A 2,730-nucleotide genomic window follows, 5' to 3' on the forward strand; every position below is an offset into this window, starting at 1 on the left:
GCCCAGGCCTCCGGCGCCTTGTCGCCATAAACCGACTTGACCCACAGAAGCAGGCCGAGGCCCGGCGTCGAGGTGCGTGGATCCTGGATGACGATCTTGTCGTCGGCACTGCCTTCGACCAGCTCTTTCAGGCTTTTCGGCGGGTTCTTCAGCTTCTCGGTGTCGTAGACGACAGCGAAATAGCCGTAGTCAAAGGGGACAAAAGTATCGTCGCTCCAGCCACCCGGCACGTTGACATCAGTTACGCCGCCATGCGGCGCGAACAAGCCTGAGGCCTTGGCATCGGCGGTGAGATTGGTGTCGAGGCCAAGCACGATATCGGCCTTGGTCGATGCGCCTTCCAATCTGACGCGGTTGAGCAACGCGACGCCGTCGGCGACCGAGACGAACTCGACATCGCAGCCGCATTCGGCCTCGAACGCCTTCTTCACCACGGGACCCGGACCCCAGTCGGCGGTAAAACTCTCATAGGTGTAGACGGTGAGCTTGTCCTTGGCCAAGGCCGGTCCGGACAAGGCCACGACCGTTGCTGAAACAAGAGCGTATAAAAGCGTGCGCATCGGCGCCTCCTTCGTTCGAATTGAAAGGAATTGAGGCGTCGGACTGTCCGAAACGTCTAATCCCTCCGCCGGTACAAACCGGATCAGGTTCAGCGGGTTGGCGAGACTGCCTCTCAGCCGGTCCGCGAAGATCGCGTCCGGCACCCCGTTAGAGCGTTTCGACACATAGGCCGGGCCGATCCGCCACGCAAGTGGGAGTTTGCCGCCTTCCGTTTCCCGTGCCGGGCTGGTAAGGGCCACACGATATGAGCACATTCACCATCCTGCTTGGCGGCGATCTCATCCGCACGCCACGGCTCGACCGTCAGGTCGAAGGCTCCCGCGTCATCGCCGCCGACGCCGGCATCGGCCATGCACGGCTGCTCGGCCTTGTCCCGGAGCTGTGGGTGGGTGATTTTGATTCCGTGCCAGCCAAGCTGCCTGACGATCTCGCTTCCGTGCCTCGCCGGACCTTCCCGGCGGAAAAGGACCAGACCGATGGCGAACTGGCCATCGCCGCCGCACTCGAGCGCGGCGCGACCCGCCTGGTGCTAGCAGGTGCTTTCGGCGGCAAGCGAGCCGACCACGCTTTCCTGCATCTGGCGCTTGCCTTGCGCCTGGCCGAAGCAGGGACCGATGTGCTCCTGACCAGCGGCGCCCAGGAAGGCATTCCCCTGCTGCGCGGAACGGCCGGCTTCGACTATGCCGATGGCACGCTGTTTTCGGTGCTCGGCTTTTCCGAGCTTGCCGGGTTGACCGTCACCGGCGCCAAATGGCCGCTGAACCACGTCAAGGTGGCCTTCGGTTCGTCGCTGACCATTTCCAACGAGATCAAGGGCCGCCTCGAAATCGCGCTCGGCCATGGCCGCGCGATGCTGCTCGCTCATCCCTATCCCTTACCTGAAAGCTGACATGGCCCCGCCTCTTCTCAACCTCGACGGGATAAAACTGACCTTCGGCGGCACGCCGCTGCTCGACGGCGCCGCCTTGACGGCTTCGGCCGGCGACAAGATCGCACTGGTCGGCCGCAACGGGTCGGGCAAGTCGACCCTGCTGAAGATCGCCGCTGGCCTGATCGAGCCGCAGGACGGCGAGGTGTTCCGCCAGCCTTCGGCAACTGTCCGCTATTTGCCGCAGATGCCCGACATGGAGGGCTTTGCCACTGTCCGCGCCTATGTCGAGGCCGGGCTTGGCCCTGCCGACGATCCCTACCGCGCCAGCTATCTGATGGAGCATCTCGGACTGTCGGGTGAGGAACGTCCGAACGATCTGTCGGGCGGCGAGGCGAGGCGTGCTGCCCTTGCCCGCGTCATGGCGCCGGAGCCAGACATCCTGCTGCTCGATGAGCCGACCAATCATCTCGACCTCTCGGTCATCGAATGGCTGGAAGAAGAACTCATCCGCACCTCCTCGGCACTGATCGTCATCTCGCACGACCGCCGCTTTCTCGAACGTGTGTCGCGCGCCACCATCTGGCTCGATCGCGGCCAGACCCGCAGGCTGGACAAGGGCTTTGGCCATTTCGAGGAATGGCGCGACCTAGTCCTGGAGGAAGAAGAGCGCGAGCAGCATAAACTCGGCCGCCAGATCGTTCGCGAAGAGCATTGGCTGCGCTACGGCGTGACGGCGCGGCGCAAGCGAAACATGCGCCGGCTCGGCGAGTTGCAGACCATGCGCCAGCGTTTTCGCGGCCATCGCGGTGCCGAAGGGTCGGCGACCATGGTGGCGAGCGACGCCGCCGAGTCCGGCAAGCTGGTGATCGAGGCGAAGAACATCGAGAAGAGCTTTGGCGATCTAACCGTGGTCAAGGGGTTTTCGACCCGCATCCAGCGCGGCGATCGCGTCGGCCTGGTCGGGCCGAACGGCGCCGGCAAGACGACGCTCTTGAAGATGCTGACCGGCGAGATGAAGCCGGACGCCGGTTCGGTGCGGCTCGGCACCAATCTGGAGATCGCCACGCTCGACCAGAAGCGCGAGGCGGTCGACCCGCAGGAGACGCTGGCGCAATATCTCACCGACGGGCGCGGCGAGAACCTCGTCATCAATGGCGAGCAGCGCCACGTCGTCTCCTACATGAAGGATTTCCTGTTCAAGCCGGAGCAGGCACGCACCCCGGTGCGCGAATTGTCCGGCGGCGAGCGGGCACGGCTCTTGCTGGCGCGCGTGCTGGCGCGGCCGGCAAACCTTCTGG

The 2,730-nt window shown here is 64.5% G+C and carries 3 protein-coding genes and 1 riboswitch; of the genes, 2 read left to right on the forward strand and 1 reads right to left on the reverse strand.

The features are described from left to right. On the reverse strand, nucleotides 1-560 hold a 560-nt coding region (locus tag EN893_RS27820; protein WP_128361946.1), incomplete at its 3' end, for a thiamine ABC transporter substrate-binding protein. Between the two features lie 43 nt (nucleotides 561-603). Then, nucleotides 604-718: riboswitch (TPP riboswitch) on the reverse strand. Nucleotides 719-805: 87 nt separating this feature from the next. Between EN893_RS27820 and EN893_RS27825 the strand changes: the two genes are divergently transcribed. Together EN893_RS27825 and EN893_RS27830 are read left to right on the forward strand one after the other, a co-directional pair. Next, nucleotides 806-1,450, forward strand: coding sequence for a thiamine diphosphokinase (locus EN893_RS27825; protein WP_127270152.1), 645 nt, complete (start codon nucleotides 806-808; stop codon nucleotides 1,448-1,450). Between the two features lies 1 nt (nucleotide 1,451). Then, the coding region (locus tag EN893_RS27830) for an ABC-F family ATP-binding cassette domain-containing protein (RefSeq protein WP_164901167.1) at nucleotides 1,452-2,730 on the forward strand (1,279 nt) is incomplete at its 3' end.

Origin of the sequence: Mesorhizobium sp. M7A.F.Ca.CA.004.04.2.1, assembly GCF_004022825.1 — a bacterium.
Taxonomy (GTDB): domain Bacteria; phylum Pseudomonadota; class Alphaproteobacteria; order Rhizobiales; family Rhizobiaceae; genus Mesorhizobium.

Coding starts and splice junctions, on each gene's coding strand:
- EN893_RS27825 (WP_127270152.1), top strand. CDS start 806: ATGAGCACATTCACCATCCTGCTTGGCGGCGATCTCATCCGCACGCCA.